This window comes from Paludibacterium flexuosum, assembly GCF_037076605.1.
GTDB lineage: Bacteria > Pseudomonadota > Gammaproteobacteria > Burkholderiales > Chromobacteriaceae > Paludibacterium.
In genome coordinates, this window is sequence record NZ_AP029060.1 from 1,638,787 (window position 1) to 1,661,334 (window position 22,548).

The 22,548-nt window shown below is 62.3% G+C and carries 23 protein-coding genes; 11 read left to right on the top strand and 12 right to left on the bottom strand.

From position 1 onward, the window contains the following. Nucleotides 1–20: 20 nt before the first annotated feature. The 3 genes from glnA to ntrC all read left to right on the top strand — a co-directional run bounded on the left by glnA (nt 21) and on the right by ntrC (nt 4,120). On the top strand, nt 21–1,439 hold the full coding sequence (gene glnA, locus AACH39_RS07730; protein WP_215781271.1) for a type I glutamate--ammonia ligase: 1,419 nt from the start codon (nt 21–23) through the stop codon (nt 1,437–1,439). A 152-nt stretch (nt 1,440–1,591) separates the two neighbouring features. After that, a complete protein-coding gene (glnL, locus tag AACH39_RS07735; RefSeq protein WP_215781269.1) occupies nt 1,592–2,695 on the top strand; it encodes a nitrogen regulation protein NR(II) in 1,104 nt (367 codons plus the stop codon). Nucleotides 2,696–2,698: 3 nt separating this feature from the next. Next, nucleotides 2,699–4,120 (top strand): nitrogen regulation protein NR(I), encoded by a 1,422-nt coding sequence (gene ntrC / locus AACH39_RS07740; RefSeq protein ID WP_338621224.1) that lies wholly within the window; start codon nt 2,699–2,701, stop codon nt 4,118–4,120. 73 nt (nt 4,121–4,193) lie between these two features. On the opposite strand, the gene AACH39_RS07745 is transcribed toward ntrC, so the two are convergent. The 4 genes from AACH39_RS07745 to AACH39_RS07760 all read right to left on the bottom strand — a co-directional run bounded on the left by AACH39_RS07745 (nt 4,194) and on the right by AACH39_RS07760 (nt 8,790). Continuing rightward, complete coding sequence (locus tag AACH39_RS07745) at nt 4,194–4,550, bottom strand: hypothetical protein (protein ID WP_338621225.1); 357 nt, start codon at nt 4,548–4,550, stop codon at nt 4,194–4,196. Between the two features lie 185 nt (nt 4,551–4,735). Next, nucleotides 4,736–6,145 carry a threonine synthase gene (gene thrC / locus AACH39_RS07750; RefSeq protein ID WP_338621226.1) on the bottom strand — a complete coding sequence of 470 codons (1,410 nt, stop codon included), beginning with the start codon at nt 6,143–6,145 and terminating at the stop codon, nt 4,736–4,738. Nucleotides 6,146–6,148: 3 nt separating this feature from the next. Beyond that, entirely contained in the window at nt 6,149–7,468 is a 1,320-nt protein-coding gene (locus AACH39_RS07755) for a homoserine dehydrogenase (protein WP_215781260.1), read from the bottom strand. Nucleotides 7,469–7,566: 98 nt separating this feature from the next. Next, on the bottom strand, nt 7,567–8,790 hold the full coding sequence (locus tag AACH39_RS07760; protein ID WP_215781258.1) for a pyridoxal phosphate-dependent aminotransferase: 1,224 nt from the start codon (nt 8,788–8,790) through the stop codon (nt 7,567–7,569). Between the two features lie 160 nt (nt 8,791–8,950). Between AACH39_RS07760 and AACH39_RS07765 the strand changes: the two genes are divergently transcribed. Next, complete coding sequence (locus tag AACH39_RS07765) at nt 8,951–9,316, top strand: Mth938-like domain-containing protein (RefSeq protein ID WP_215781255.1); 366 nt, start codon at nt 8,951–8,953, stop codon at nt 9,314–9,316. Nucleotides 9,317–9,364: 48 nt separating this feature from the next. Here AACH39_RS07765 and ubiB read toward each other — a convergent pair whose 3' ends face one another. The 6 genes from ubiB to queA all read right to left on the bottom strand — a co-directional run bounded on the left by ubiB (nt 9,365) and on the right by queA (nt 14,102). Next, nucleotides 9,365–10,891 carry a ubiquinone biosynthesis regulatory protein kinase UbiB gene (ubiB, locus tag AACH39_RS07770; protein WP_215781252.1) on the bottom strand — a complete coding sequence of 509 codons (1,527 nt, stop codon included), beginning with the start codon at nt 10,889–10,891 and terminating at the stop codon, nt 9,365–9,367. A 5-nt stretch (nt 10,892–10,896) separates the two neighbouring features. Beyond that, a complete protein-coding gene (locus tag AACH39_RS07775) occupies nt 10,897–11,493 on the bottom strand; it encodes a sterol-binding protein (protein WP_338621227.1) in 597 nt (198 codons plus the stop codon). A gap of 16 nt (nt 11,494–11,509) precedes the next feature. Then, a complete protein-coding gene (locus AACH39_RS07780; RefSeq protein ID WP_215781248.1) occupies nt 11,510–11,851 on the bottom strand; it encodes a multidrug efflux SMR transporter in 342 nt (113 codons plus the stop codon). A gap of 16 nt (nt 11,852–11,867) precedes the next feature. Next, nucleotides 11,868–12,602, bottom strand: coding sequence for a bifunctional demethylmenaquinone methyltransferase/2-methoxy-6-polyprenyl-1,4-benzoquinol methylase UbiE (gene ubiE, locus AACH39_RS07785; protein ID WP_215781246.1), 735 nt, complete (start codon nt 12,600–12,602; stop codon nt 11,868–11,870). Nucleotides 12,603–12,687: 85 nt separating this feature from the next. Continuing rightward, nucleotides 12,688–13,062 (bottom strand): DUF971 domain-containing protein, encoded by a 375-nt coding sequence (locus tag AACH39_RS07790; protein ID WP_338621228.1) that lies wholly within the window; start codon nt 13,060–13,062, stop codon nt 12,688–12,690. A gap of 14 nt (nt 13,063–13,076) precedes the next feature. Continuing rightward, the gene (gene queA / locus AACH39_RS07795; RefSeq protein ID WP_338621229.1) at nt 13,077–14,102 is read right to left on the bottom strand and encodes a tRNA preQ1(34) S-adenosylmethionine ribosyltransferase-isomerase QueA; all 1,026 of its coding nucleotides are present in this window, start codon (nt 14,100–14,102) and stop codon (nt 13,077–13,079) included. Between the two features lie 298 nt (nt 14,103–14,400). Here queA and aroQ point away from each other — a divergent pair, with 298 nt between their 5' ends. From aroQ to AACH39_RS07825, 6 genes are all read left to right on the top strand, one after another. Next, the gene (gene aroQ, locus AACH39_RS07800; protein ID WP_252346170.1) at nt 14,401–14,850 is read left to right on the top strand and encodes a type II 3-dehydroquinate dehydratase; all 450 of its coding nucleotides are present in this window, start codon (nt 14,401–14,403) and stop codon (nt 14,848–14,850) included. A 34-nt stretch (nt 14,851–14,884) separates the two neighbouring features. After that, the gene (accB, locus tag AACH39_RS07805) at nt 14,885–15,349 is read left to right on the top strand and encodes an acetyl-CoA carboxylase biotin carboxyl carrier protein (protein ID WP_215781237.1); all 465 of its coding nucleotides are present in this window, start codon (nt 14,885–14,887) and stop codon (nt 15,347–15,349) included. 86 nt (nt 15,350–15,435) lie between these two features. Then, nucleotides 15,436–16,794 (top strand): acetyl-CoA carboxylase biotin carboxylase subunit, encoded by a 1,359-nt coding sequence (gene accC, locus AACH39_RS07810; protein WP_215781234.1) that lies wholly within the window; start codon nt 15,436–15,438, stop codon nt 16,792–16,794. Then, nucleotides 16,794–17,690, top strand: a complete 897-nt coding sequence (gene prmA, locus AACH39_RS07815) for a 50S ribosomal protein L11 methyltransferase (protein WP_215781231.1) — start codon at nt 16,794–16,796, stop codon at nt 17,688–17,690. The genes accC and prmA overlap by 1 nt, the downstream gene beginning before the upstream one ends. Next, nucleotides 17,687–18,832 (top strand): DUF3426 domain-containing protein, encoded by a 1,146-nt coding sequence (locus AACH39_RS07820; RefSeq protein ID WP_338621230.1) that lies wholly within the window; start codon nt 17,687–17,689, stop codon nt 18,830–18,832. Before prmA ends, AACH39_RS07820 begins: the two co-directional genes overlap by 4 nt. Nucleotides 18,833–18,925: 93 nt before the next feature. Beyond that, nucleotides 18,926–19,570 carry a redoxin family protein gene (locus tag AACH39_RS07825; protein ID WP_215781227.1) on the top strand — a complete coding sequence of 215 codons (645 nt, stop codon included), beginning with the start codon at nt 18,926–18,928 and terminating at the stop codon, nt 19,568–19,570. A gap of 10 nt (nt 19,571–19,580) precedes the next feature. Here the strand turns inward: AACH39_RS07825 and AACH39_RS07830 are convergent, their stop codons facing one another. Further along, nucleotides 19,581–20,168 carry a TetR/AcrR family transcriptional regulator gene (locus AACH39_RS07830; RefSeq protein ID WP_215781225.1) on the bottom strand — a complete coding sequence of 196 codons (588 nt, stop codon included), beginning with the start codon at nt 20,166–20,168 and terminating at the stop codon, nt 19,581–19,583. A 121-nt stretch (nt 20,169–20,289) separates the two neighbouring features. Here AACH39_RS07830 and AACH39_RS07835 point away from each other — a divergent pair, with 121 nt between their 5' ends. Beyond that, nucleotides 20,290–21,492 (top strand): Bcr/CflA family efflux MFS transporter, encoded by a 1,203-nt coding sequence (locus AACH39_RS07835; protein WP_338621233.1) that lies wholly within the window; start codon nt 20,290–20,292, stop codon nt 21,490–21,492. Nucleotides 21,493–21,557: 65 nt separating this feature from the next. On the opposite strand, the gene AACH39_RS07840 is transcribed toward AACH39_RS07835, so the two are convergent. Then, the gene (locus AACH39_RS07840; RefSeq protein ID WP_338621234.1) at nt 21,558–22,547 is read right to left on the bottom strand and encodes an NAD(P)H-dependent glycerol-3-phosphate dehydrogenase; all 990 of its coding nucleotides are present in this window, start codon (nt 22,545–22,547) and stop codon (nt 21,558–21,560) included. Nucleotide 22,548 lies beyond the last annotated feature (1 nt).

A 22,548-nucleotide genomic window follows, 5' to 3' on the forward strand; every position in this document is an offset into this window, starting at 1 on the left:
GCCCAATTTAGGAGATCAACATGGCGGTAGCAGACGTAGTGAAACTGATCCAGGAAAACGACGTGAAGTTTGTTGACCTGCGCTTTACCGACACGCGCGGCAAGGAACAACACGTATCCATTCCGGCACATGTCCTGACCGAAGATGCTGAAGCCTGGTTTGAACGCGGCCATGCGTTCGACGGCTCGTCGATCGCCGGCTGGAAGGGCATTCAGGCCTCCGACATGCTGCTGATGGCCGATCCGGCCACTGCCAAGATCGATCCGTTCTTCGACGAAGCCACCGTCATCATGAGCTGCGACGTGGTCGACCCGGCCGATGGCAAGGGCTATGACCGCTGTCCGCGTTCCATCGCCAAGCGCGCCGAAGCCTACCTGAAGGCCACCGGCATTGGCGATACCGCCTACTTCGGCCCGGAACCGGAATTCTTCATTTTCGACTCGGTCACCTGGGGTGCCGACATGTCCGGCTGCTTCGTCAAGATCGAGTCGGAAGAAGGTGCCTGGGCCTCGGCCCAGCAGTTCGAAGGTGGCAACACCGGCCACCGCCCGGGCATCAAGGGCGGCTACTTCCCGGTACCGCCGGTCGACTCCGCTCAGGACATCCGTTCGGCCATGGTGCTGCTGCTGGAAGAGCTGGGCGTACCGGTCGAAGTCCACCACCACGAAGTGGCCACCGGCGGCCAGAACGAAATCGGGACCAAGTTCTCCACGCTGACCCAGCGCGCCGACTGGACCCAGATCCTCAAATATGTGGTGCATAACGTGGCGCACAGCTACGGCAAGACCGCCACCTTCATGCCGAAGCCGATCGTCGGCGACAATGGCTCGGGCATGCACGTGCATCAGTCGATCTGGAAAGACGGTCAGAACACCTTCGCCGGTGACGGTTATGCCGGCCTGTCCGATACCGCCCTGTACTACATCGGCGGCATCATCAAGCACGCCAAGGCACTGAACGCCATCGCCAACCCGGGCACCAACTCGTACAAGCGTCTGGTTCCGCACTACGAAGCCCCGGTGAAGCTGGCCTACTCGGCCAAGAACCGCTCGGCCTCGATCCGCATTCCGCACGTGGCCAGCCCCAAGGCCCGTCGTATCGAAGCCCGTTTCCCGGATCCGCTGGCCAACCCGTACCTGCTGTTCTCGGCACTGCTGATGGCCGGTCTGGACGGCATCCAGAACAAGATCCACCCGGGCGACCCGGCCGACAAGAACCTGTACGATCTGCCGCCGGAAGAAGACAAGCTGATCCCGACCGTCTGCGCCTCGCTGGACGAAGCGCTGGATGCCCTGGACAAGGATCGCGAGTTCCTGACCCGCGGCGGCGTATTCAGCAACGAGTGGATTGATGCCTACATCGAGCTGAAGATGCAGGAAGTCAACCTGGCGCGCATGACCACGCACCCGGTTGAATTCTCGATGTACTACAGCCTGTAATTGTGCCGAACCGCGCCCGGGGTGCGGTCTGGAAAACCCGCTCTCCCGTGAGGGAAGCGGGTTTTTTTCCGGGCCCCCGCCAGAGCGCACCAAAACAGTGCATACTGAATCATGCCAATGGATTTCGTGCCCCAAGCTGACAAGAGCCTGTCATGACCGGAACAGAAAACACGCCGCCCGGCTTTGCCGGACTCGAACTACTCGACACCCCGGTGCTGATCGTGCGCCGCGATGGTGAATTGGTGTTTGCCAATCCGGCCAGTGAAAACCTGCTCGGTCTGGGACGGCGCGAACTCATGCGTCATCACCTCGCCGAGCTGTTCCTGCCCTGTGAGGCACTGCAGCAGGCACTGGCCACCGCCTTTGCCCACAATGCCAGCTATATCGAACACGACCTGGAGCTGGTCACGGCGCAAGGCGCCCAGCCTCTGCATCTGGCCCTGTCGGTGACGCCAATCGATCAGGGAGAGGGACTGGCGCTGATCGAGCTGCGCTCGCTCGACCAGCAGCTGCGCATCGTCAATGAAGAACGGCGTCTGCTGCAGCATCAGGCCAACCGCGAGCTGATCCGCAACCTGGCGCACGAGATCAAGAACCCGCTCGGCGGCATCCGCGGCGCGGCGCAACTGCTGGAACACGAGCTGCAGGACCGGCCAGAACTGAAGGAATACACCGAAGTCATCAAGGAAGAGGCCCTGCGGCTGCAATCTCTGGTTGACCGCATGCTGGCGCCGCATCGGCGCCATGTTGTCAGCGAGGTCAACATTCACGAGGTCCTGGAGCGCGTGCGCAGCATCGCCCTGGCCGAGTATCCACAAGGCCTGACCATGCAGCGCGACTACGATGTCAGCCTGCCGATGCTGGTGGCCGACAAGGAACAATTGATCCAGGTGGTGCTGAATATCGTCAAGAACGCCATCCAGGCCATGAAGGGTCAGGGCCGGGTCATCCTGCGCACCCGCGTGGCACGCCAGGCCACCCTGGCACGCAAGCGGCACCACCTGGCACTGAAATTGCAAATCATCGATGACGGCCCCGGCATTCCGGAAGACATCCGCGACCACCTGTTCTACCCGCTGGTGACCGGTCGTGCCGAAGGCACCGGCCTGGGGCTGACCCTGGCTCAGGCCTATGTGCACCAGCACGGTGGCAGCATCGAGTTCGATTCACGGCCGGGACAAACCTGCTTTACCGTCATGCTGCCCTTCAAACAAGAACAAACACTCGCCAACGCACCTGGCGCGCAAGGAGACTGAACGATGCCGGTCTGGATCATCGACGACGACAAAGCCATTCGCTGGGTCCTGGAAAAAGCCCTGGCCCGCAGCGCCATCGACTACCGCAGCTTTGCCAGCGCCGACGACGCGCTCAATGCCCTGGAGGACGAACAGCCGCGCGTCATCATCTCCGATATCCGCATGCCCGGCACCGACGGGCTGAAATTTCTCACCCGGGTCAAGGAGCGCCATCCGCAACTGCCGGTCATCATCATGACCGCACATGCCGACCTCGACTCGGCGGTTTCCGCATTCCAGGGGGGGGCCTTTGAGTACCTGCCCAAACCCTTTGACATCGATCAGGCGGTCGAACTGATCGAACGCGCGCTGGCCGAGTCGGGCCAGCATGACGACACCCCTGCCCCGCAAGCCGCGCTGCCGGTACTACTGGGTCAGGCACCGGCCATGCAGGATGTTTTCCGCGCCATCGGCCGCCTGTCGCAATCCACCGTCACGGTGTTGATTACCGGCGAGTCCGGGACGGGCAAGGAACGGGTTGCCGAGGCCCTGCACCTGCACTCGGTGCGTGCCGGTCGCCCGTTCATCGCCCTGAATACCGCCGCCATCCCGAAGGATCTGCTGGAAAGCGAACTGTTCGGCCACGAGAAGGGGGCCTTCACCGGCGCCCAGGCCACCCGTCGCGGACGTTTCGAAGAGGCGGAGGGCGGCACGCTGTTTCTCGACGAAATCGGCGACATGCCGACCGAATTGCAGACCCGCCTGCTGCGCGTCCTGTCCGACGGCCACTTCTACCGGGTGGGGGGCCACACCCCGATCAAAGCCAATGTGCGCGTGATTGCGGCCACACACCAGCACCTGGAGGAACGGGTGCGCAATGGCCAGTTCCGCGAAGACCTGTTCCACCGTCTCAACGTGATCCGCCTGCGTCTGCCGCCCTTGCGCGAACGCAGCGAGGATATCCCGCTGCTGACGCAGCACTTTCTGGCGCGCAGCGCAGCCAGCCTGGGCGTGGAAAGCAAGCGGCTGAGCCCGGCGGCCATGCAGTGCATCGTCGATTACGACTTCCCGGGCAATGTGCGCCAGCTGGAAAACCTCTGTCAGTGGATCACCGTCATGGCTCCCGGCCAGACCGTTGAAGTCTCGGATCTGCCGCCAGAGCTAAAGAATCCGGCCCCGACGGTCGCCACGGCAGACATGCCCGAGCTGCCGGCCGCCAGCCAGTCCGCCCAGGAGGCGGACTGGCTCAAGGGACTGTCGGCGGAAATCAGCCGCCGTCTGGCAGCAGGGGAAACCGGCATCATCGATGACCTGACCAGTCGTTTCGAAGCCTGCTGCATTCTTTCTGCACTGGGACACACCGCCGGGCGCAAGATCGAGGCCGCCCAGTTGCTCGGCTGGGGACGTAATACCCTGACGCGCAAAATCCAGGAACTGGGCTTGTAAGTCTGTCTACCGGGCGGGCGGCATGATATCCGGGGCAGACTGACCCCGGATTGGCGCGAGGATTCGGACGTGACTAGTGACTCAGGCCGACCCAGAGATGATCCAGCATGGCGAGGATCAGCTCGTTCATGGCCTGATCGGGCTTCGCCGCGCTGGTCACGAACGACAACTGGGAGAAGGCAAAGATGCAGGCGCCGATCTCATCGTACGGAATCTCGCGGAAATGCTTTTCTCCCCTCTGCATGGCCTCACTCATCAGCGCACGAAAGCTGGCCAGTGTACCGGGACAAGTGCTCTCCAGCCACGCCATGGCCTCCTCCAGCTGCCCGGGTGTGCAGGCAAACGGTAGACGCCCCGTCGCCGGGTCATTCCGATAGGTTTGTGAGTCAGTCAGAGGGGTGTCGTGATCGATGGGCTTCTGCTGCGACATGGCCTGTACTCCGGTTAGGAAACGGCCCATTAAATCCACGTCCACAGTCCTGGTCAAAAGGGCACGGTCAGAGAAAAGCGCGCAATGGTGATGTATCAACAAGCGCCGTCAGCAAATACCAGACGATCTGACAAAAAATGAGCCAGCCCGGGCGGGGCTGGCTCATCGGCTATTCGACGATCCGATCAGGAATGCGCTTCGATCACCTGCTTGACGGCGGCGACATCGGCCGGCAGCACGGTGAAGCGCTGCGGCAGATCCTCCAGCCCCTCGAACCCGGCCGGACGCGGCGGATCCTGATCGAGTGCCTCACGGATGGTTTCGGCAAACTTGGCCGGCAAGGCCGTTTCCAGGCAGACCACGGTCTCGCCGGTACGGCGCAGTTCGCGCGCCACCTTGACCCCGTCGGCTGTATGCGGATCCAGCACCTGACCATCCTGCCCGGCCACCTGGCGAATCGTCGCCAGCCGGTTGTCATGTGTGCTGTGACCCGAGGCGAAACCGAAGCGGGTCGCCACTTCGGAGAACAGCGGATCATCGCCCAGGTCGAAACCGCGGCCGTTGTCGACCTTGGCCCACAATGACTTGAGCATGGCCGGGTTGCGCCCAACCAGTTCGAACACGAAGCGTTCGAAGTTGGAGGCCTTGGAAATATCCATCGACGGGCTGGAAGTCACCCGGGTTTCGGCACTGCCGCGCGGACGGTAGCGACCGGTGCGGAAGAACTCGTCCAGCACGTCGTTTTCATTGGTGGCCACCAGCAGACGACCAATCGGCAAACCCATCTGGCGCGCGATATGTCCGGCGCAGACATTGCCGAAGTTGCCCGAGGGCACGCAGAAGCTGACCCGTTCGCCGATCTGGCCCGCTGCCGCGAAATAGCCCTTGAAGTAGTACACCACCTGGGCCACCACCCGCGCCCAGTTGATCGAGTTCACCGTGCCGATGGCATGGGCCGACTTGAAGGCCGCGTCGTTGGAAACCGCCTTGACGATGTCCTGACAGTCGTCAAACATGCCCTCGATCGCCAGGTTATGGATGTTCTCATCCTGCAGCGAGAACATCTGCGCGCGCTGGAAGGCACTCATTTTGCCGTGCGGCGACAGCATGAACACCTGGATGTTCTGCCGGCCGCGCATGGCATATTCGGCTGCACTGCCGGTGTCGCCGGAGGTAGCCCCCAGAATGTTCAGCTGCTGACCGCGCTGCACCAGCACGTACTCGAACAGGTTGCCCAGCAACTGCATGGCCATGTCCTTGAAGGCCAGCGTCGGCCCGTTGGACAGCCCCTGCACCCACAGCCCGTCCGACAGCTGCCGCAGCGGGGTGATCTCGTCGCTGCCAAACACCTCCGGCCGGTAGGTACGATGAACGATGGCACGCAGGTCATCGCTCGGGATGTCGTCGGCGAACAGGCGAATGATCTCGAACGCCAGCTCGGCATAGGACAACTCGCGCCAGGCGGCCAGCGTGGCCAGATCGATGCGCGGATAATGCGAAGGCATCACCAGTCCGCCATCCGGCGCCAGCCCCATCAGCAGGATGTCGCAGAAGCGCGAGGGTGCCAGGCCGCCACGGGTGCTGATATAGTCCATCGCTTACTCCTGTCCGGCTGTCAGTTCTTCCATGCGCAGCCGCACCACCGGGCCCGCTACGCTATCCAGATCCTCGATGGCGGCAATCGCGTGATTGACGTACTTTTCCTTGACGCGATGAGTCAGGATCACCACTTCAGCCGCGCCATCATGGCTGCAGCCCTTCTGGATCACCGCCTCGATCGAAATCGCATCCTCGGCCAGGATGCGGGTAATGTTGGCCAGCACCCCGGCACGGTCGATGGCCTGGATACGCAGATAGTACGAACTGACCACCTCATCGATCGGCAGGATGGGCAGATCATGCAGCTGGTCCGGCTGGAAGGCCATCAGCGGTACATGGTGCTCCGGATCGGCGGCCAGCAGACGGGTCACGTCAACAATATCGGCCACCACGGCCGAGGCCGTCGGCAGCGCGCCGGCACCGGCACCGTAGTACAGCGTCGGACCGGCGGCATCACAATTGACCAGCACGGCATTCTTGACGCCGTTGACGTTGGCGATCAGCCGGCTTTCCGGAATCAGCGTCGGATGCACGCGCAGCTCGATGCCATCGTCGGTGCGGCGGGTCAGCCCCAGCAGCTTGACGCGGTAGCCCAGCTCCTCGGCATAGCTGATGTCTTTGGCGGTCAGCTGGCTGATGCCCTCGAGGTAGCACTTGCTGAACTGCATCGGAATACCGAAGGCGATCGAGGCCATGATGGTCAGCTTGTGACCGGCATCATGTCCTTCGATATCGAAGGTCGGATCGGCCTCGGCATAGCCCAGCCGCTGGGCATCGGCCAGCGCATCGGCGAAGCTGGTGCCCTTCTCGCGCATTTCGCTCAGGATGTAGTTGGCGGTGCCGTTGATGATGCCGGCGATCCACTCGACCCGGTTGGCTGCCAGGCTCTCGCGCAGCGCCTTGATGATGGGCACGCCCCCGGCCACAGCGGCCTCGAAGGCCACGATGACGCCTTTCTCCTGGGCGCGGGCGAAGATCTCGTTGCCATACTCGGCGATCAGCTTCTTGTTGGCGGTCACTACATGTTTGCCGTTATCAATGGCCTTGAACACCAGTTCGCGGGCGATGGTGGTGCCACCGATCAGCTCGACCACGATGTCGACGTCCGGATGGTTGACGATCTGGAAGGCATCGTCGACCACGATGACCTCGGGACCAACATGGTCACGCGCACGCTGGGTGTCGCGGTTGGCCGCCATGAACAGGCGGATGCGCCGGCCGGCCCGACGGCTGATTTCTTCGGCGTTGCGTTTGAGAACGGTGGCGGTACCGCCGCCCACCGTGCCCACCCCCATCAGGCCGATATTGATTGGTTTCATTCCTTGCTTCTCCACAGTAGTGATCTCGATCGTCCGTTATTTTTTATATGACGGGACGCTTGCGCGTCCCGTGGTCAAGGCGTTGAGACAAAGCGATGTCAGGCGTGGCGCATGCGATAGCCGTCCAGGAAGCGCTCGATGCGGTCCATGGCCTGATTCAGGTCATCCGTATTGGGCAGGAACACCACACGGAAGTGATCCGGATTGATCCAGTTGAAGCCGGTACCCTGCACCAGCAGTACATGCTGCTCGCGCAGCAGCTCCAGGATGAACTGCTGGTCATCGGCAATCGGATACAGCTTGGGATCGAGGCGCGGGAACAGGTACAGCGCTCCTTTCGGCTTGACGCAGCTCACCCCCGGGATGGCGGTCAGACGCTCCCAGGCCAGATCGCGCTGACGACACAGGCGCCCGGTCGGCAGAACCAGATCATTGATGCTCTGATAGCCGCCCAGCGCGGTCTGAATGGCATATTGCCCCTGGACGTTCGAACACAGACGCATCGAGGCCAGCATGTTCAGCCCCTCGATATAGTCGCGCGCCGCCTGCTTCTCGCCCGACACCACCATCCAGCCGACACGGAAACCGGCAGCCCGGTAGTTCTTCGACAAGCCGTTCAGGGTGATGCACAGCACATCCGGTGCCAGCGAGGCGATCGAGGTATGCGAGGCCTCGTCATACAGCACCTTGTCGTAGATTTCATCGGCATAGATGATCAGCTGGTGCTGTCGTGCCAGCTCGACGATCTGCGCCAGCAGCGCAGGCGGATACACCGCCCCGGTGGGGTTGTTGGGATTGATGACCACGATGGCGCGGGTATTGGGCGTGATCTTGGCGCGCATGTCCTCGATATCGGGGAACCAGCCGGCCTGCTCGTCGCACAGATAGTGCACGGCGCGACCGCCCGCCAGGCTGATGGCCGCGGTCCACAGCGGATAGTCCGGCGCCGGCACCAGCACTTCGTCGCCAGCGTCCAGCAGACCCTGCATGGCCATCACGATCAGTTCGGACACGCCATTGCCGATATAGATGTCATCCATGCTGACATTCGGCAATTGCTTTTCCTGGGCGTAGTGCATGATCGCCTTGCGCGCGGCGAACAGGCCGCGCGAATCGGAATAGCCGGACGCATCCTGCAGGTTGGCAATGACGTCCTCGATGATCTCGTCCGGCGCGAAAAACCCGAACGGGGCCGGATTGCCGATATTCAGCTTGAGAATGCGATGGCCTTCATCTTCCATCCGCTTGGCATGGTCAAGCACCGGGCCGCGAATGTCGTAACAGACGTTGGCGAGTTTCTGCGATTTTTTGACTGGCTGCATGGCGATCTACTTGTTTTTGCGCGCTTCTCTCCTGCCGAGCGCTTGGTCCTGATAGTCTCTTTGTCCCCCGGCATCCGGCTAGCCAGCGCCCGGGGTCGAGTTATAATCCTATCCTAAACGCGCAAGCGCGGGCACATTAATTTTCTGACGGAAAATCAGCATGAAACTGCATCAGGCAGCGGCGCCGGGCCGCAATTTGATCACGGCCTACGAGACCGGTCGCATCCGCATCAATCAGGATTACTTCAGCGGCAATCTGATCATCACCCCGGACAGCATCGTGCCCTGGCAGGCCGACAGCTTTGAATCGCTGAGCCCGGCAGACTTCGAGGCGCTGCTGGCCTTCGAGCCGGAAGTGGTATTGTTCGGCAGCGGCGAAAAGCTGCGCTTTCCGCATCCGCGGCTGTCTGCCGCCCTGGCGGAGGCCCGCATCGGCATGGAGGTGATGGACACCCAGGCGGCTTGCCGCAGCTTCAACATTCTGATGGCGGAAGACCGCCGGGTGGTGATGGCGGTATTGGGGTAAGCGGGCGCCCGGAGACGGAGATACCGGGCGCACACCGCAGAGGGGGCCTTAGAGAAAGCCCTTGAGCAGCAAGGCCACCAGCAGGATGGCAATCAGCGTCAGCAGGAAGTTCTGCCGCTTCTGCTCTTTCATCAGCAGGACATAGCTTTGCACCAGCAGATCCTGGGTCCGGCCGCCGAGGGCGTCGTTCAGCCTGCGCGGCAAGGCCGGGAGGGTGGTCGCCCATTGCGGGGCCTCATTCTTCAGCGCCCGGACAAAACCACGCCAGCCGATCTGCTCGTTCATCCACTTGGTGAGGAAGGGCTTGGCGGTATCCCACAGATTGAGATCGGGATCAAGCTGACGCCCCAGCCCCTCGATATTCAGCAGGGTCTTTTGCAGCAACACCAGCTGCGGCTGGATTTCGACATTGAAGCGCCGGCTGGTTTCGAACAGCCGCAGCAGCACCAGACCGAAGGAAATCTGCGACAGCGGCTTCTCGAAGAAGGGCTCGCAGACCGTGCGCACTGCCGCCTCCAGTTCTTCCGGACGGGTATCGGCCGGCACCCAGCCGGACTCGATATGCGCCGTCGCCACCCGGTGATAGTCACGATTGAAGAACGCCAGGAAGTTGATCGCCAGATAGTGCTTGTCGACTTCGGTCAGACTGCCGACGATACCGAAATCCAGCGCGATATAGCGCCCGTCCGCGGCGACAAAGATATTGCCGGGATGCATGTCGGCATGAAAAAACCCGTGACGGAACACCTGGGTAAAGAAGATCTCCACCCCGAAGCGCGACAGTTTTTTCAGATCAACACCATCGGCACGCAACCTGTCGATCTGACCGATGGGCGTGCCGCGCATCCATTCCAGCGTCAGGACATCGCGCGCGGTGTAGTCATAGAACACTTCAGGCACCAGCAGCTTGTCCGAATCCTGGAAATTGCGCCGCAGCTGCGAGGCATTGGCCGCCTCGTGCATCATGTCCAGTTCGTCATGCAGGTATTTGTCGAACTCGGCCACCACCTCGCCCGGCTTGAGGCGCTTGCCATCGGGGAAGCCAGCCTCAACGATGCGCGCCAGGGTACGCATCAGGGCCAGATCCTGTTCGATCACCGGCTGAATGCCCGGACGCAGCACCTTGATGGCGACTTCGCGCCCGCGACGACCATCGGCCTCACGTAGCCAGGCATGGTGCACCTGCGCCACCGAGGCACTGGCCACCGGCACATCGTCAAACGCCAGATAAACCGCTTCCAGCGGTCGCCCCAGGCTGCGCTCGATGACCTGACGCGCCAGCGCGCCGTCAAAAGGCGGCACCTTGTCCTGCAGCTTGGCCAGTTCGTCGGCGAAGTCCGCTGGCAGCAGATCCCGCCGCGTCGACAGCACCTGCCCGAACTTGACGAACACCGGTCCCAGGCTCTCCAGCGCCAGACGCAGCCGCACCGGCAGGGTCTGACCGCGCTGACGCGGCAAGGGCAGAACGCGGCAAAGTGCATGCAGCCATTTCAGCCGCGAGTGGCCGCGAAAGAAATCGTCGAGTCCGAAACGGTAAAAGGTGGCAAAAATCTTGTAGGCGCGCGCTATCCGCATGTTGTTCAGGCCGGCTGCGCCGGCTCGCTCCGAGACAGGCTTGCGGCTTCCAGCCGGGCCAGACGTTTTTCCAGACGGGCGGCATCGTCGCGCAAGGTATCGACGGCCGTCACAAATTGTTCCACATCACGCCGACGGGCCAGCAGGGGCGCTTCCTCGCGCAACTGTTCCACCCAGCTCTCCAGCAGGCGCGAGCCGACCTGCTGGCTGAAGTCCGCGGCCTGCAGCGCCCAGCCCTCCAGCCGGTGTGCCGCCACATCGCCGACCACGCGAGACAGGTCTTCGACCGGCAACCAGCGCAGACTGCCGATCAGATGGCCGAAACGCTGAGCCAGCTGGGCATCGCCATGCAGCTGCAGATCCGCAAATTCCGGAGTTCGCCCGCGCCACTGCGCTACCAGTGCCGCCAGTGGCCTGACCGCAACGATGGCCTCCGGTTCGCCTTCGCTGGCGGCCAGCCAGCCTTCGTCGGTGATGACCCCGGCCATGCTCAGCGGCGGCAGCTGCAGAGCCACGCGCCGGCCGGCCAGTTCGGCCAGTTGCGCACGCACCGCCGGGTGCTGGTTGAGGACGTGATTGAACAGGGCCAGTGCAGGTTGCATGAAAACGCCTCCGCGCTCAGGCTGCCGACTTGACGGCAAAACTGAGCATGATCACACCGATCGTCACAAACACGATGCCGGCCACTTTCAGCAAGGTCAGGCTTTCGCCATAGGCGATCACCCCGACGGCCGCGACGACCGCCATGCCGACACCGCACCAGACGGCATACACCAGACCGAGCTCCAGCCGCTGCATGACGCGTGCCAGCAGCCAGAAAGACAGGGCATAACCGATCACCACCACCAGCGAGGGCCAGAAGCGCGTGAAGCCCTGCGCCATCTTGAGCGAACTGGTGGCCGTGACTTCCGCGGCGATGGCGCCGGCCAGCATCAGCCAGCTGCTCAGGTTGGAACTCATGCCGTCTCCCCGTGGTTCAGAACTTGTAGCCCTTGTGCAGGGCAACGACACCACCGGTCATATTGTGGTAGTCGACCTTGCCGAAGCCGGCATCCAGCATCATCTGGCGCAAGGTATCCTGGTCGGGATGCATGCGGATCGATTCGGCCAGATAGCGATAGCTGTCGGCATCGTTGGCCACCAGCTTGCCCATCAGCGGCAGGGCCTTGAAGGAATAAAGGTCATACAGCGGCGACAGCGGCTTCCAGACCTTGGAAAACTCCAGCACCAGCAGCTTGCCGCCCGGTTTGAGCACGCGGCACATTTCCGCCAGCGCCAGATCCTTGTGGGTCATGTTGCGCAGGCCGAAAGCCACCGACACGCAGTCGAAATAATGGTCGGGGAACGGCAGCTTCTCGGCATCGGCCAGCGCCACCGGCAGCACCATGCCGGCATCCAGCAGGCGATCGCGGCCAACGGTCAGCATGGAGCTGTTGATGTCGGTCAGCCAGACCTCGCCTTCCTTGCCGACCCGTTCGGCCCAGCCGCGCGCCAGGTCGCCGGTCCCGCCGGCGATATCCAGAACCCGGTCGCCACGACGCACGCCGGAGGTGGTCAGGGTGAAGTGTTTCCAGATGCGATGCATGCCGCCGGACATCAGGTCGTTCATCACGTCGTACTTCTGCGCAACGGAATGAAAGACCTCGGCGACTTTCTGCGCCTTGTCGCTTTCAGCGACCGTCTTGAAGCCGAAATGCGTGGTTTTGTCCATATGCCGCCTTCCCTATTGTGTCGTCCGCACGTGCTGTGCCGTGCCCGATGCGTATCGGAGCCGGGCCCCTGCCGGGGGCCGGTGGTTATTGATCGCGACTGGCGCCGGCTGCCTCGAGCCGGTCCAGATAGGCCTGCCAGTTGTCCGCCTGGCCCTGCCCCAATTCATACAGATAATCCCAGCTGTAGAGCCCGGAGTCGTGGCCGTCGTCGAACACCAGCTTGACGGCATATTGCCCCACCGGCTCGACGGCTGTGATCGCCACATGGCGCTTGCCGGTCTGCAGCACCTCCTGCCCCACACCATGACCGCGCACTTCGGCAGACGGCGAGTAGACCCGCAGGTACTCGCTGGGCAATTCGAAACGCTTGCCGTCATCAAAACTGATTTCCAGCACCCGGGTCCGGGTATGCAGGCACAGTTCGAGCGGTTGAGCGCCCCCTTTTTTCAGTCCGGCCATGCTGGCGTTCTCCGTCAGGGTTTGTGCTTTTCCAGCAGCATGGCATCGCCATAGCTGAAGAAACGGTATTCGTGATCCACGGCGTGCTGGTAGGCTGCGCGGATGGTCTCCATGCCGGCAAACGCCGACACCAGCATCATGAGTGTCGACTTGGGCAGGTGGAAATTGGTCAGCAGACGATCCACCACGCGGAACTGGTAGCCCGGCGTGATGAAAATATCGGTCTCACCCCGGCCGGCCGTCAGCGTCCCGCTCTGCGCCGCCGACTCCAGCGCGCGCAGGCTGGTGGTACCGACGGCCAGTACACGATGCCCGGCAGCGTGTGCCGCGAGAATGGTGTCGCGGGTCTCCTGCGGAATCTCGTAGATCTCGCTGTGCATCTTGTGCTCGCGGATATCCTCCACCCGCACCGGCTGGAACGTGCCGGCACCGACATGCAGGGTCACGCGGCACAGCCTGACGCCGCGCGCCTCAAGGGCGGCCAGCATGTGTTCGGTAAAATGCAGCCCGGCGGTCGGCGCGGCCACCGCGCCCTTTTCGCGGGCATAGACCGTCTGGTAACGCTCGTCATCCTCGTTGCCGGCACTGCGTTCGATATAAGGCGGCAGCGGCAGCTTGCCGGACTGCTCCAGAATGTCGAACAGGTGCTCGGACGCCAGGAAGCGTAATTTGAAAAGGTCACCGACCCGCTCGACCATCTCGGCCTGCCATTGCCCGCCGAAGGTCAGCAGGCTGCCCGGCTTGGGGGACTTGGAGGCACGCACATGCGCCAGCGCGGTGTGATCGTCGAGGACTCGCTCGATCAGCGCCTCGACCTGGCCACCGCTGGCCTTCTCGCCGAACAGCCGGGCCTTGATGACCCGGGTATCATTGAATACCATCACATCCCCCGGCTGGATCAGCTCGAGGAAATCGGCAAACATCCGGTCGTGACGGGTCGCACCGTCGACGTGCAACAGACGGCTGGCGCCGCGTTCGGCCGGCGGGTGCTGGGCGATCAGGTGCTCCGGCAGGTGATAGTCAAATTGCGAAATGTGCATGGCAATCCATGAAGCTTTAAACGCAGCGATTATACCTGTGGTTCAATGACCCGGCACAGGTTTGATCTATTCCGTTTGCATCAACATAATTTGGTTCAGATCAACCCCGGTCAGTGCGGTTGGCGCACAATAGCCACACCCGAGCGAAAGGCGCCAAACTAGTGCTTTCGCTCCATTTCATCGGCAACTCCGCTGAATGACAGGTGAAAATTCCCTGGTGATTTGCAGTCAAAGCTGGACATTTTGCCGACATGTGCGGCAAACTTGCGGCCAATATTTGAACCAAGGACCGAACATCTTGACCCGAAAAATCCTCGTGCTGCACGGCCCGAACCTGAATCTTCTGGGCGCCAGAGAACCGCAGCACTACGGACGGGACACGCTGGATACCATCAATCAGCGCCTCAAGGAACAGGCCAGACAGGCCGGTTTCGAACTTGAGGCTTTGCAGAGCAATGCCGAATATGTGCTGATTGAGCGCATCCACGCCTGTGCCTCGGACAAGACCGAATTCGTCATCATTAATCCGGCGGCCTTCACCCATACCAGCGTGGCCATTCGCGACGCGCTGGCAGGCGTCAAGGTGCCTTTTATCGAAGTTCATCTTTCCAACGTGCACGCCCGTGAGCCGTTCCGCCAACATTCCTATTTCTCGGATCTGGCGGTTGGTGTCATCTGCGGGCTTGGCGCTCATGGATACGAGCTGGCGCTGGCGCATGCCATCACCCGGCTGGCCGTGCAGGCCTGACGTATCCACATAAAAACATCCGAAGGACAACTCAATGGACCTGCGTAAACTCAAGAAACTGATCGACCTCGTCGAAGAATCCGGCATTGCAGAGCTGGAAGTCACCGAAGGCGAGGAAAAAGTGCGGATCACCCGCGTCTCGGCCAATGCCCAGATTGCCTACGCACAACCGGTCAATGCCGTGCAGTTGCCACCCGTCCAGCAGGCAGCACCGGCCGCTGCACCTGCCGCTGCCGCCCCGGCAGCCAGCGCCGCCCTCGACGACAGCAAGCTGGTCAAGTCGCCGATGGTGGGCACTTTCTACCGCGCACCGAGCCCGGGCGCGAAGAAGTTCGTTGAAGTGGGCGACAAGGTGGAAGTCGGCAGCACCCTGTGCATCATCGAAGCCATGAAGCTGATGAACGAAATCGAATCCGATCGCGCCGGCACCGTGACCAAGATCCTGGTCGAAGAGGGCCAGCCGGTCGAGTACGGCGAAGCGCTGTTCGTCATCGAGTAATCGCCGACGAGCACCCCGAGAGATGACAGGGCACGACCATCCGTGCCCTTGTTGTTTGTTCCGACTTTCTACGGACACGCCAAATCATGTTTGAAAAGATCCTGATCGCCAACCGCGGGGAAATCGCACTTCGAATCCAGCGCGCTTGCCGTGAAATGGGCATCAAGACCGTCGTCGTGCACTCCGAGGCCGACCGCGAAGCCAAATACGTCAAGCTGGCAGACGAATCCGTCTGCATCGGCCCCGCCCCTTCCGGCAAGAGCTATCTGAACATCCCGGCCATCATCGCCGCGGCAGAAGTCACGGATGCCCAGGCCATCCACCCCGGTTACGGTTTCCTGTCTGAAAATGCCGACTTCGCCGAGCGCGTCGAACAATCCGGCTTCGTCTTCATCGGCCCGCGCCCGGAAACCATTCGCCTGATGGGCGACAAGGTATCGGCCAAGGATGCCATGCTGGCCGCCAAGGTTCCCTGCGTTCCCGGCTCCGATGGTGCCCTGCCGGATGATCCGGAAGAAATCATCCGTATCGCCCGCAAGGTCGGCTTCCCGGTCATCATCAAGGCCGCCGGCGGCGGCGGTGGCCGCGGCATGCGCGTCGTCCACAGCGAAGCCGCCCTGATCACTGCCGTGGGCATGACCCGCGCCGAAGCCGAAGCCGCCTTCGGCAATCCGGTGGTCTACATGGAGAAATTCCTCGAGCAGCCGCGCCATATCGAAATCCAGGTGCTGGCCGACGAGTACGGCAATGCCATCTTCCTCGGCGAACGTGACTGCTCGATGCAACGTCGCCACCAGAAGATCATCGAAGAAGCCCCTGCTCCGGGCATCACCGACAAGCAGCGCCAGCAGATCGGTGCCGTATGCGCCGATGCCTGCAGCCGTATCGGCTACCGTGGCGCCGGCACTTTCGAATTCCTGTATGAAAATGGCGGCTTCTACTTCATCGAAATGAATACCCGTGTTCAGGTCGAGCACCCGGTGACCGAAATGATTACCGGCGTAGACATCGTCCAGGAGCAGATCCGCATCGCCGCCGGTGAAAAGTTGCGCTATAAGCAAAAGGACATCGTAATTCGCGGCCATGCCATGGAATGCCGTATCAACGCTGAAGACCCGTTCACCTTCGTGCCCTCTCCGGGCAAGATCGACGGCTATCACCCGGCCGGCGGCCCGGGCATCCGCATCGATTCGCATATCTACCAGGGCTATACCGTGCCTTCGCATTACGACTCGATGATCGGCAAGCTGATCGCCTACGGCGACACGCGCGACCAGGCAATCGCCCGTATGCGCGTCGCGTTGTCCGAGATGGCGATTTCCGGCATCAAGACCAACATCCCGCTGCATCAGGAGCTGTTCATGGACAGCACCTTCATCCGCGGCGGCACCAGCATCCATTATCTGGAAGAACGTCTGGCCAACATGAAGAAAGGCTCGATCTGATGGCGTGGATCCAGGCCACTATCGATACCGACTCCAAGGTGGCGGAGAAGCTGGCGGATGCCCTGATGGAGGCCGGCGCCCTGTCGGCCGCCATCGAGGACGCCTGGGCCGGTACGGCGCAGGAAGAACCGATCTTCGGCGAACCGGGCGAGCCGGTTGACCGGCTGTGGGCACAAAGCCGCATTATTGCGCTGTTTGCCCATGATGCCGAAGTCGGCCTGCTGATCGCCGCCGCGGCCAACGCCTGCCAGCTGGCGATGCCGGGCTTCACGACCGAACGGATCGAAGAACAGGACTGGGTGCGTCTGACCCAGTCGCAGTTCGAACCGATCCGGATTTCGGACCGGCTGTGGATCACCCCGACCTGGCATGAGGCGCCGGCGCCGAATGCCGTCAACCTGCAGCTGGACCCCGGCCTCGCCTTCGGTACCGGCAGCCATCCGACCACACGACTGTGCCTGCAGTGGATCGATGCCCACCTGACACCGGGTGCCACGGTCCTCGATTACGGCTGCGGCTCGGGCATTCTGGCGATTGCAGCCCTCAAGCTGGGCGCCGGCGATACCATCGGTGTCGACATCGACCCGCAGGCAGTCCGTTCCAGCCGGGACAATGCCGCGCAGAACGGTGTTTCCGCCCGGTTCTGCCTGCCGGACGATACCCCGGCGGTACAGGTTGACGTCTTGCTGGCCAATATTCTGGCCAACCCGCTGCGCATGCTTGGCGGGATGCTAGCCAACCATGTCAAAACCGGTGGTAGAATCGTCCTGTCCGGCATTCTTGCCGAACAGGCTGATGAGCTCTCGGCGATTTATGCCGGCTGGTTCGATATGGATCCGCCGGTGTTCGACGAGGGATGGACCCGACTCACCGGAACCCGACGACAAACGGTATGACCAAAACAACACAGTGCCCCGCTTGCCAGACTCGCTTCAAGGTTAGTGACGTTCAACTGTCCGCCGCCAAAGGCTTGGTGCGCTGCGGGCGCTGTGCCCATGTCTTCAATGCGCTCGATTACCTGATTGCGCCGGTCCCCGCCGCAGTCACGACGCCGGCTCAGCCGGCACCAGCCCAGCCCGCGCCTGCCGCCGCCCCGGCAGCCCCCGCACCACAAGCGCCGGCAGCAGCGTACAGCGCGCCGGACATCGACGACTTCGAGCTGGAAGTCCCGGACTTCGACCCCATGACGGCCAGCCTGCCGGAAACCCCGGCAAGTGAACAGCCTGACAGCAGCGCACCGTCGCTGGCAGATGTCGAGGCCTTCCAGCAGGCACTCAACGAAGCCCTGCACCAACACCCGGTGGCCAGCGCTCCGATCGGCAATCCCTTTGCCGAGATGGCGCTTGACCCCGAACCGCGTCAGCCGGCCCCCGAAACACCGGTGACACCGATTGACGAAGAGGATCTGCCGGCGGTACTTGATACCCGGCGCAGCGCTCCCGCCCCCATCGAACCCGAACTGGCAGAGACCGCGCCGCTACCGCAAGAGACCATGATTGCCGAGGCGCCGGCCTTCGACCCGGCCGGCGACGAGACACCCGCCCGCAAACGCAGCAACCCCTGGCTGACCATCCTGATCCTGTTCGGCTCGTTCATCGGCCTGTTGCTGCTGGCCGCCCAGCTGGTCTACATCAACCGTACGGCCATCGCGGCGCAGGCACCGGACACCCGCCCGGTCTTCGAGCGCCTGTGCAAAAAGCTGGGCTGCAACGTCCCCTACCCGACCGATCCGGAGTTCATCCGTACTGAATGGTCCGAGCTGTCCTTTGTCCCCGAGCACACCAACCTGGTGCAGCTGTCGGCAACGCTGAAGAATCATGCCCGCTATCCCCAGGCCTTCCCCATGCTGGAAGTCACGCTGAAGGATGCCGACAATCAGGTCCTGATCCGCAAGGTTTTCACTCCGCGCGACTATCTCAAGCCTGACAGCCAGAAGCTCAAGAGCTTTGCCGCCAACAGCGAAGAAAAGATCGTGATGCGCTTCGATGTCGGCAAGGTTCACGCCCAGGGTTACAGCCTGTACTGGTTCTATCCCTGACCGCCGGGCGCAGCATCACGCTGCGCGCTGAACCTTTCCTTGTTTTTTCGCCGTCCGGCTTCCACCATGAAAGAAACATGGAGGAAGTTTGCGATGAACCAGTTCAGACTGCTGTATGGCGAGGAAATCCTGCCGCTGATCGGCGACTTTCCGACGCAGGGCTCTCATCTGCCGAGCTTCATGCTGGTCGATGGTCAATTCAATGACGTGGCACTGGGCCAGTTTTCCGGCCAGCCCAAGGCCATCATCACCCTGCTTTCCCTGGATGAAGATGAACACGGCGGCATGCGTCTGCTGCGGGAATCCCTGCGCTTTCTCGAGCGCTGGCCGACGGTTCAGGTGGTGGTGGTCACGGTCGACTCCCCCTCGACACTGCGTCGGGTACGCAAGGAGCGCGGGCTGCCCGGCGTCACCCTGCTCTCCACCCTGCGCGGTCGTGACTTCCACAAGCACTTTGGCGTGCTGATCACTGAATACCCACTGTCCGGCTACACCGCGCCATCCATCATCATTGCCGATGCCGACAATAATGTGCTGTATGCCGAGCGGCTGCGCGACACCCTGGATGATTTTCGCTTCGATCAGATGTTGCCGGTCATGCAGGCCATCGAGGCAGCAGAGGCGGCACTGCGCCAGCAAGCCGCCGAAGAAGCCGCCCGCGCTCAGGCAGAGGCCGAAGAAAGAGAAAGACAGGAACGCGCCATGATCGACACGGTGCGCAACAGCGTCGCCAAATAAGGGACGACGCTTACTGTCCGCTGGCGGGCGGCGGGCGCAAGGCCTGCACCAGACGTTCGGCACAGAATGACAGCCAGGCAGCCCGGTCTTCCGGCGTTTCCACCATGCTGTTCTGATCCAGGGCGAAGCTGCTGGTCGCCGACAGGATCAGGGTCAGCACAAACGCCGGACGCAGGCCAGGATCGATATCGCCAGTCTGCTGATAATGCGCAATGGCCGCCAGCCATTGCCCGGCCGACTCCGACTGGGTTACCCCGATGCGGGCAGACGAAGACTGCTGCAGGCGTTGCCAGTGGATCATGCGCGCAATATCGCGGTTATCGCTGTAAAAGCGCACATTGTTACGCACCAGCGCCTGCATGAAATCGGCAAACGCCAGGCCGGTATCCGGCAGGATGCCCTGCGGCTCTTCTTGCACAATCGCCTGTTTCACCGCCCGCCAGAGGGTGTCCTTGTTGTCAAAATAGTGGAATACCAGACTGTGATTGACCCCCGCCTGCCTGGCGATATTGCCCATGGAGGTACCGGCGAAGCCATGCTCGACGAACAGCGCGCGCGCGGCCGCCAGAATCCGTTCCCGTTTGTTATCTGCTTTCATGCTGCCTGTCCGCCATCAGAATCCGTCATTGTATCGTTATTGACTGATCGGTCAATCATGCGTAAAGTGCGCACAACATTGATTGACTGATCAGTCAATTTCTTTGATGAAGGCCAAGAACATGAAGTCTGCCCCTCCCATTCAGTGGCGCCAGTTAGCCGCCATCGTGCTGATTGCCTGCTTTGCGCAATTGGCCGCCGATGTCTATGCCCCGGCCCTGCCGGCCATCGCCCGTGACTTCCGCGTCAGCATCGGGCAAGTGCAGCTCAGCATGGCGGTGTACATGGCCACCCTGTCCTTGTCGCAGCTGGGCTATGGCCCGCTGTCCGACATGCTTGGACGTCGCCGGGTGCTGGCCCTGGGCTGCCTGATCGCCATGGCAGGCAGTTTGCTGGCGGCGCTGGCCCCATCCATCGACACCCTGCTGCTGGCCAGAGCCATCCAGGGGGCCGGGGCCGGCGCCTGTGCCGCCATCTGGCGCGCGGTGTTCCGCGACCTGTTCAGTGGCGAAGCCTTGTCGCGCTACGCCTCCTATTTTGTCGTCCTGATCCTGTTCATCATGCCGGCAGCGCCGCTGATCGGTGCCTATCTGAGCCACCTGATCAGTTGGCGGGCCAATTTTGTTTTTTTACTGGGCTATGCCCTGCTGGCGCTGGCTGTTTTGCACTTTGCCTTTCAGGAAACCCAGGCCAGCCACCATCGGCAGGCGCTGAGTCTGTCAGGACTGTGGCAAGGCTATGCCGAACTGCTGCGCACCCGGGCATTTCTGCGGGTGGCACTGATGACGTTTGTTTGTTATGGCAGTTATTTCGCCTGGTTCAGCATGGGTCCGGTACTGCTGACCAGCCAATACGGGCAATCTGGTGTGTTCTTTGGCTGGCTGACCGGCGCAGGGGGCGGACTGTGTTATGGGCTGGCCGCCTGGTGCAACGGCAGGCTGGTCAAGCAACGGGGACTGACAGGCATGCTGCAGCTGGCCCTCGCCTGCATGCTGGCAGGCGCCCTGCTGATGCTGGCGCTGTCCTGGCTGCCGCTGGGTCTGGGTGGCCTGGTGCTGGCCTTGATGGTGTACTGGTTCGGCGCGGCACTGGTCTGGCCCAATACCAATGCGCTGGCCTTCTCGTCGGTCGGACATATCGCTGGCTCAGCGGCGGCTCTGTATGGCTGCCTGCAGCTGGGCGGGGCAGCCTGCGTCACACAACTGATCAGCCTGCTGCCCCACGACAGATTATGGCCACTGCAGCTTCTCATGCTGACAGCGCCGCTACTCTCCTGGCTGCTGCTGCGCATGGCTCGTCCCGCCGCGACGGCGGCAAAGCCCTGAGACTGGACAAAAAGGGAGGCAAAACAAGACATGCCCGCCGCAACACGGCGGGCATGAATTCAGGATCAGGATTCGGACTTGGGCGAACGGCTCAACAACTCATCCACCACTTGTGCCGGCTCGGCGCCGTAATACAGCAGGCCGCAGACCGCGGCCGTGATCGGCATGTCCACCTCCAGCCTTTCGGCCATAGTCAGCACCTCGCGGGCGGTGGGCACCCCTTCGGCCACATGGCCAAGCTCATCGAGAATCTGGCTCAGCGGCAAACCTTCGGCCAGACGGAGGCCAACCTGACGGTTGCGCGACAGGGCACCGGTACAGGTGAGGATCAGATCCCCCATGCCGGCCAGCCCCATCATGGTTTTCTGGCTGGCCCCCAGCGCCATGGCCAGGCGGGTAATCTCGGCCAGCCCGCGGGTAATCAGTGCCGCACGGGTATTCAGGCCAAATCCCAGACCATCGGCCACCCCGGTGGCAATCGCCATGACATTCTTGACTGCGCCGCCAACCTCTACCCCGATCAGGTCATCATTGGCATAGAGACGCAGCAGCGGACTGTGCCACTCTCGCACAATGCGCTCGGCAAAGGCCGCGTCATCCGAGGCAATGGTCACCGCCGCCGGCAGGCCGGTCGCGACTTCGCGGGCAAAGCTCGGTCCGGACAGCACACCGCAGGGATGCTGCGGCGGCAACTCTTCCGCTACCACCTGGTGCGGCAGCAGGCTGGAACCCGCCTCGAAGCCCTTGCAGGCCCAGAGTACCGGTGCCAGCGTCCCCGCACAGGCCTTGAGCGCCCGCAACACCGGGCGCAGGCCGGCGATCGGCGTGGCAATCAACAGCAAATCGGCATCGGCAATGGCACGAGGCAAGTCCGCACTGAGCGTCAGACGCTCCGGAAACGGGGCATCGGGCAGGTAGCGCTGATTGACCCGGCTGGCTGCCAGCTCGGCCACTTGCGCCCCATTGCGCGACCACAGCACGACATCATGATGACGGGCAAAGGAGATCGCCAGGGCCGTACCCCAGGCACCGGCACCAAGAACGGCAAGCTTCATG

What these genes read in the sequence shown, in the direction of transcription:
- glnA (WP_215781271.1), top strand. Translation starts at nt 21, where the DNA reads ATGGCGGTAGCAGACGTAGTGAAACTGATCCAGGAAAACGACGTGAAG.
- glnL (WP_215781269.1), top strand. Translation starts at nt 1,592, where the DNA reads ATGACCGGAACAGAAAACACGCCGCCCGGCTTTGCCGGACTCGAACTA.
- ntrC (WP_338621224.1), top strand. Translation starts at nt 2,699, where the DNA reads ATGCCGGTCTGGATCATCGACGACGACAAAGCCATTCGCTGGGTCCTG.
- AACH39_RS07745 (WP_338621225.1), bottom strand. Translation starts at nt 4,550, where the DNA reads ATGTCGCAGCAGAAGCCCATCGATCACGACACCCCTCTGACTGACTCA.
- thrC (WP_338621226.1), bottom strand. Translation starts at nt 6,145, where the DNA reads ATGGACTATATCAGCACCCGTGGCGGCCTGGCACCCTCGCGCTTCTGC.
- AACH39_RS07755 (WP_215781260.1), bottom strand. Translation starts at nt 7,468, where the DNA reads ATGAAACCAATCAATATCGGCCTGATGGGGGTGGGCACGGTGGGCGGC.
- AACH39_RS07760 (WP_215781258.1), bottom strand. Translation starts at nt 8,790, where the DNA reads ATGCAGCCAGTCAAAAAATCGCAGAAACTCGCCAACGTCTGTTACGAC.
- AACH39_RS07765 (WP_215781255.1), top strand. Translation starts at nt 8,951, where the DNA reads ATGAAACTGCATCAGGCAGCGGCGCCGGGCCGCAATTTGATCACGGCC.
- ubiB (WP_215781252.1), bottom strand. Translation starts at nt 10,891, where the DNA reads ATGCGGATAGCGCGCGCCTACAAGATTTTTGCCACCTTTTACCGTTTC.
- AACH39_RS07775 (WP_338621227.1), bottom strand. Translation starts at nt 11,493, where the DNA reads ATGCAACCTGCACTGGCCCTGTTCAATCACGTCCTCAACCAGCACCCG.
- AACH39_RS07780 (WP_215781248.1), bottom strand. Translation starts at nt 11,851, where the DNA reads ATGAGTTCCAACCTGAGCAGCTGGCTGATGCTGGCCGGCGCCATCGCC.
- ubiE (WP_215781246.1), bottom strand. Translation starts at nt 12,602, where the DNA reads ATGGACAAAACCACGCATTTCGGCTTCAAGACGGTCGCTGAAAGCGAC.
- AACH39_RS07790 (WP_338621228.1), bottom strand. Translation starts at nt 13,062, where the DNA reads ATGGCCGGACTGAAAAAAGGGGGCGCTCAACCGCTCGAACTGTGCCTG.
- queA (WP_338621229.1), bottom strand. Translation starts at nt 14,102, where the DNA reads ATGCACATTTCGCAATTTGACTATCACCTGCCGGAGCACCTGATCGCC.
- accB (WP_215781237.1), top strand. Translation starts at nt 14,885, where the DNA reads ATGGACCTGCGTAAACTCAAGAAACTGATCGACCTCGTCGAAGAATCC.
- accC (WP_215781234.1), top strand. Translation starts at nt 15,436, where the DNA reads ATGTTTGAAAAGATCCTGATCGCCAACCGCGGGGAAATCGCACTTCGA.
- prmA (WP_215781231.1), top strand. Translation starts at nt 16,794, where the DNA reads ATGGCGTGGATCCAGGCCACTATCGATACCGACTCCAAGGTGGCGGAG.
- AACH39_RS07820 (WP_338621230.1), top strand. Translation starts at nt 17,687, where the DNA reads ATGACCAAAACAACACAGTGCCCCGCTTGCCAGACTCGCTTCAAGGTT.
- AACH39_RS07825 (WP_215781227.1), top strand. Translation starts at nt 18,926, where the DNA reads ATGAACCAGTTCAGACTGCTGTATGGCGAGGAAATCCTGCCGCTGATC.
- AACH39_RS07830 (WP_215781225.1), bottom strand. Translation starts at nt 20,168, where the DNA reads ATGAAAGCAGATAACAAACGGGAACGGATTCTGGCGGCCGCGCGCGCG.
- AACH39_RS07835 (WP_338621233.1), top strand. Translation starts at nt 20,290, where the DNA reads ATGAAGTCTGCCCCTCCCATTCAGTGGCGCCAGTTAGCCGCCATCGTG.
- AACH39_RS07840 (WP_338621234.1), bottom strand. Translation starts at nt 22,547, where the DNA reads ATGAAGCTTGCCGTTCTTGGTGCCGGTGCCTGGGGTACGGCCCTGGCG.